Genomic DNA, 5,326 nt, shown 5'->3' with positions numbered 1-5,326 from the left:
AGCCAATAATACTTCTCCTATTTTATTCTCAATTTTTAAAATGGGTTTATATGTCTTTTGGATTTCTAAATAAGGTTTAATCATTTGTTCGATTTTCTTTGATAGATTTTCCAAAATAGTTTTTTTTAAGATTATTTAGCAGACTTTGAGCTGTAACTAAAAAGGAAATAATTTGATCCTTTTCAACAAAAATATTTTCTTGCGTTCTTTGTTTTTCTAAGCTATACTCCATAACTTGTATATAGTATCCATAAATCGGCTCCAATCAAATGTTTTTGGATGCCTTCTTCCCACAAAACAGTTTTTGTAAATATAAGATTACTTATTATTAATACCGCAAGAAAGTATCGCCAGATTTTATTCCCATTGCTAATTCTTCCAAATTGGTGTTTTCGAGCATGAAAGCCAATTCATTTCTGATGGACTTGAATTTATCATGAACTGGACAAGGATGATCCTCGGAGCAGTGACTTAATCCCAGACCACAACCGGTAAAAACTCGATCTCCATCTAATGCAGTTACTATTTGGGATAGTTTTATTTGGCTCATGGTTTCTTTTGGGATTTCAAATCCACCACCTACGCCTTTAATAGAATGGATGATATTATCTCTCGATAGTATTTGTAAAATTTTGGCAGTAAAAGCCTCGGGAGAATCTATTTTTTTTGCAATATCTCTAAGCCCAACTCTATTATTTTGATAGGATTCTGATGCTATAAAAATGGTGGCTCGGATTCCGTATTCACAGGTTTTAGAAAACATAATTGTTTTTTTACAAATTTATAGAAATAAGTGCTATCCTTTATTCTTTGTGTTGGCTATTTTTTTAAATCCAAAAAGGATCATCGTCCTTCTCTGTAAAAGATTCTTCGGTATGAATTTCTTTTATTTTAGCCAATTGGTCTTGGGTGGCTATTTTTTGGATTTCAACAAATAAAATGCGTTCCTCAAAACGAATGTGTGCATCTAATTCTTCTTCAATGAGTCCTAAAGACTTTTCTAAATCTGTAGTTTGTTTGAATAAGCGTTTCAAACGACGATGTTCCGCCAACGCTTTTTTTACAAGCTCATTTTCTGAACCTAAAATAGGAAATACGTATTTTTCTTCTAGTTCGAAATGAGGTTTTAAATGCGTTTTAAAAAACCAATCTGTATATTTTTTGATGCGATCGGGTTCAATTTGCTTCGAAAAACCCGTTCGTATTTTCCAACACAGTTGCAAGCCATGATGATGATCGTGACTTAATGGTTGCAGTTCCGGAGCTCTTTTTAATGGTTTATTTGATATCATATGATGTTAATATAAAATCCGAATTAACGGATGTATAGCACCCAAAGTGCGGTGCTTACTTGATGTGAAATTTTATTTATTTTTAAAGATACGCTTTTGTCAGCAATGCTACTTTAGAATCAACCTCTAAAATGTACTTTAATACGCGCGGTAGAAAGATTTTCCTTTTCCAATTCCTTAACAGAATATCCCAATTTTTCTAACGTAGTCGCGCCATTTACAAAATGCTGGATATAGTAATTTCCCTGATAGTTATGTTGTTCTAAATACTGTATCATGGCTTTCATGTGATTCGTATCAATCAAATCCGAATGTACTGTGGTGCGGACTTCAAACGGGAGCCCACTTTCTACTAATAAACGCAACGATTTTTCAAAAGGCAGAAAAAGATTGGACTGTGTTATCTTTTCAAAATGAACGGGCATAGCCTTAAAATCCAAAGCAATATAATCGATCAATTGATTTTCAAGTAATTGTTGTAAGACTTCAGGTCGTGAACCATTGGTGTCAATTTTTATCAAAAAGCCCATTTTTTTGACTTCGGTTATGAGTTGAATACTGTTCTTATGCAACAGGCATTCGCCTCCGCTAAAAACCACCGCGTCCAACAAGTTTTTTCTGGAATGAAGAAAAGTAAGCGCTTTTTCGAATGAAATAGTTCCTTTTCCCATTACGATTTCAGGATTGTAGCAATACAAACAACGCATATTACAGCCTGCAAACCAAAGAATGCAAGCTGCTTTATGCGCATAATCTAATAAAGTAAAAGGCGTTATGCTGTAAATGGGAGTATTAACATTTTCCTTCATTGAAATGAGTGCGCTGTTTGTGTTCTCCTTTTTTTCCAATATTGAAACTTTCTACAGGTCTGTGATAACCCATTACTCTTGTGTACACTAAACATTTGGTTCTCAAATGTTGGTTTTGTTCTAAAATCGGGTTTGTTGTTTTCATATATTTAAAAGGTTTAAAGTTTAAGGTTTAAAGTTTTGACATCACTAGTTTTTCTATAAAGACAAAATTTTAAAATTGAGATTTTTTTGAACCATTAAGAAATTAAGAAAATTAAGTGTGATTTGGCTTAATGGAACTTAATTTCTTAATGGTTTTAAAGTTTTATAGCTCAACTTTAAATATTGAACTTTTTTCTTCAATTAGAATTTCATCGCATTTTGGGCAATATTCGTGCTCGCCATTCAAATAACCATGAACCGGACACACGCTAAACACTGGCGTAACGGTGATGTATGGCAATTTGAAATTGGAGATTACTTTCTTTACAAACTGTTTGCAGGCTTCTGGCGAACTGATTTTTTCACTCATATACAAGTGTAAAACCGTTCCGCCGGTATATTTACATTGTAATTCGTCTTGTAAAAACAACGCTTCAAAAGGGTCTTCGGTATGATCCACCGGAATCTGGGAACTGTTCGTGTAATACATATTTTCGCCCTGTCCGGCTTGTAAAATGTTCGGGAAACGTTTTTTGTCTTCTTTGGCAAAACGGTAGGTGGTTCCTTCGGCCGGTGTGGCTTCCAGATTGTATAAATTTCCTGTTTCTTCTTGGAATTCTTTCATTCGGTTTCGAATATGCTCCAAGATTTCTGATGCAAATTCGATTCCTGACGATGAAGTTATGGCATCTTGATTTCCGGTAAAATTCGCAATCATTTCGTTCATTCCGTTTACACCAATGGTCGAAAAGTGATTCCTGAAATGCTGCAGATAGCGTTTGGTGTACGGATACAAACCTCGGTCGTACATTTCTTGGATAAACACTCTTTTTTTCTCTAAAGTAGATTTAGAAATATATAATAACCGATCTAATTGTTTGAATAATTCTTCTTTATTTCCTTTGAATAAATAACCCAAACGTGCCATATTAATGGTTACTACGCCAATGCTTCCTGTCATTTCTGCACTTCCAAAAAGTCCGTTTCCACGTTTTAACAGTTCTCTTAAATCGAGTTGCAAACGACAACACATACTGCGAACGGCATTGGGTTTATACGCGTTTTCATTTTCTATTTTATTGCCATTTTCATCCAAAACATATTGGCTTCCAATGAAATTCTGGAAATAAGAAGAACCGATTTTGGCTGTATTTTCAAAAAGCAAATCGGTATTTTCTCCGTCCCAATCAAATTCTTCGGTAATATTTACGGTTGGAATAGGGAAGGTGAACGGCTGTCCGTTGGCATCGCCTTCGGTCATTACCGTGTAATACGCTTTGTTGATGAGGTTCATTTCCTTTTGAAAATGCTCGTAACGCAATTCGGTTACTTTTGTAACGCCTCTTTCTCTGGCTCGCAATAAGAGATCATAATCAAAGTTATTTTCGAAAAAATGATAGTCATTCTTCGTCGGAATTTGGGTTTTCAAATCATCGGGAACGATCCAGTCCAGAGTGATATTTGTGAAAGGCGATTGTCCCCAACGCGCTGGAACATTCAAATTATAAACAAAACTGCGAACGGCTTTCAGGACATCCTCAAAAGACAAATCATCTTTGAAAACATAGGGAGCCAAATACGTGTCAAACGAACTGAAGGCTTGCGCTCCGGCCCATTCGCTTTGCAAAATCCCAAGAAAATTCGCCATTTGTCCCAAAGCTTCTCTGAAATGCGAAGGCGCTTTGCTTTCCACGCGTCCGCGAACGCCATTAAAACCATCGTTAAGTAACACCCGCAGACTCCAACCGGCGCAATATCCGGTCAAACAATCTAAATCGTGAATGTGTATGTCGCCATTGCGATGCGCATACCCTTCTTCTTTAGTATATACTTTGTCGAGCCAATAATTAGCAATAATTTTTCCGGCAACATTGTTGACCAATCCCGCATTAGAATAAGAGGTATTGGCATTGGCATTGATGCGCCAATCCGTTTGTTCTATATATTCTTCGATGGTTTGCGTGCTATCAACGTAAGTAGTGTCCTCGTTTAAGCCATTCACATGTTCGCGTTGCAATTTGCGCGTATGTCTGAATAACATAAAGGAACGCATGACTTCGAAATACTGTTTTTCAAAAAGTTTTTTTTCGATTAAATCCTGAATTTCCTCAACGGCCCAGGTTTCTTTAGATTGTAAATCCTGAATAATTTTTTCGAAAAGAATTTCATCAAATGCTATGGAAACACTCTGAAAGCTTTTTTCAATAGCGTCTTTTATTTTAAAACTTTCAAAAGGTTTGTATTCGCCGTTTCTTTTGATAACATATTTTTCCATAGCATTGGATGATTTAAGTTTAGGTTATTGAAGTGTTTTATTCTTGTTCGGAGAATTTTTTTTCTAAAAGCATCGCACTTGGAAACAAAATGTTGTTTTCCAAATGAATGTGTTTGTGTAAATCCTGCTCAAAATCAGCTAGCATGGCATAAGTCACACGGAACGTACTGCAACCATCGGCCGGTGGCGTATAATTATTGGTTAGTGCTGCTATTTTTACAAAACGATCTCCTTCGGCTTCATGCTCTTCCATCATCATGGCAATTGGGTTTTTTACAGTTCCAAATTGTGGTTTCACAATTGGTTCCTCGGTAAGCGCTGCTTTTGCCATTTTTTTGATAAAAGGAAACAAAATCAGTTCTTCTTTTTTCATGTGTTGCGCTAATTCGCCTGCACAACCAATAAAGAGTTCATTGATTTCGAATAATTCAGGATGATTTGCACCATGTACTTTGCACAGTTTGTCTAAAAAAGGAAGCAAAATTTGCGTTTTTTCTTCCACATAACGATGATGCGTTTTCTCAATATAATCGGCCAATAAATCCAAAGGCCAAATTTTGAAATCTATAGTACTGTCATTTTTGGTTGCCAAAACCGTGTTGATCTGGTCCATTAATTGATCCGTATCAACATTCTTTTTTTCACAAGCTTCCTCGATTGTTCGATTGCCTTTGCAGCAAAAATCGATTCCGTATTTTGAAAATATTGCCGCGGTTCTAAAATCTTTTGCAACGTATTCTCCGATTGTTATTTTCTCTAAAGTTTCCATATGATCTGTTTTCTATTAAAATTTATTTAGACAAAAA

Annotated in this window: 6 protein-coding genes; all 6 read right to left on the bottom strand. The window is 35.6% G+C overall.

Features of this window, described 5'->3' with window-relative positions:
- Positions 1–328: 328 nt before the first annotated feature.
- The 6 genes from FPG59_RS13550 to ric all read right to left on the bottom strand — a co-directional run bounded on the left by FPG59_RS13550 (position 329) and on the right by ric (position 5,289).
- The gene (locus tag FPG59_RS13550; protein ID WP_086455120.1) at positions 329–763 is read right to left on the bottom strand and encodes an Rrf2 family transcriptional regulator; all 435 of its coding nucleotides are present in this window, start codon (positions 761–763) and stop codon (positions 329–331) included.
- 64 nt (positions 764–827) lie between these two features.
- A complete protein-coding gene (locus FPG59_RS13545) occupies positions 828–1,292 on the bottom strand; it encodes a hemerythrin domain-containing protein (RefSeq protein WP_086455119.1) in 465 nt (154 codons plus the stop codon).
- Between the two features lie 119 nt (positions 1,293–1,411).
- Complete coding sequence (locus FPG59_RS13540; protein ID WP_086455118.1) at positions 1,412–2,101, bottom strand: anaerobic ribonucleoside-triphosphate reductase activating protein; 690 nt, start codon at positions 2,099–2,101, stop codon at positions 1,412–1,414.
- Positions 2,085–2,246, bottom strand: a complete 162-nt coding sequence (nrdD, locus tag FPG59_RS16455) for an anaerobic ribonucleoside-triphosphate reductase (protein WP_073203594.1) — start codon at positions 2,244–2,246, stop codon at positions 2,085–2,087. Before nrdD ends, FPG59_RS13540 begins: the two co-directional genes overlap by 17 nt.
- Before the next feature lie 162 nt (positions 2,247–2,408).
- A complete protein-coding gene (locus tag FPG59_RS13535) occupies positions 2,409–4,520 on the bottom strand; it encodes a ribonucleoside triphosphate reductase (protein WP_086455117.1) in 2,112 nt (703 codons plus the stop codon).
- 37 nt (positions 4,521–4,557) lie between these two features.
- On the bottom strand, positions 4,558–5,289 hold the full coding sequence (ric, locus tag FPG59_RS13530; RefSeq protein ID WP_086455116.1) for an iron-sulfur cluster repair di-iron protein: 732 nt from the start codon (positions 5,287–5,289) through the stop codon (positions 4,558–4,560).
- Between the last annotated feature and the right edge of the window lie 37 nt (positions 5,290–5,326).

The sequence above is a fragment of the Flavobacterium sp. FPG59 genome, from assembly GCF_002150205.1.
Taxonomy (GTDB): Bacteria; Bacteroidota; Bacteroidia; order Flavobacteriales; family Flavobacteriaceae; genus Flavobacterium.
The sequence above is the reverse complement of the archived record's forward strand: the minus strand, read 5'-3'. Positions and strand labels throughout refer to the sequence as shown.

Excerpts from the sequence above, each read along its gene's own strand:
- FPG59_RS13550 (WP_086455120.1), bottom strand. The coding sequence starts at position 763 with ATGTTTTCTAAAACCTGTGAATACGGAATCCGAGCCACCATTTTTATA.
- FPG59_RS13545 (WP_086455119.1), bottom strand. The coding sequence starts at position 1,292 with ATGATATCAAATAAACCATTAAAAAGAGCTCCGGAACTGCAACCATTA.
- FPG59_RS13540 (WP_086455118.1), bottom strand. The coding sequence starts at position 2,101 with ATGAAGGAAAATGTTAATACTCCCATTTACAGCATAACGCCTTTTACT.
- nrdD (WP_073203594.1), bottom strand. The coding sequence starts at position 2,246 with ATGAAAACAACAAACCCGATTTTAGAACAAAACCAACATTTGAGAACC.
- FPG59_RS13535 (WP_086455117.1), bottom strand. The coding sequence starts at position 4,520 with ATGGAAAAATATGTTATCAAAAGAAACGGCGAATACAAACCTTTTGAA.
- ric (WP_086455116.1), bottom strand. The coding sequence starts at position 5,289 with ATGGAAACTTTAGAGAAAATAACAATCGGAGAATACGTTGCAAAAGAT.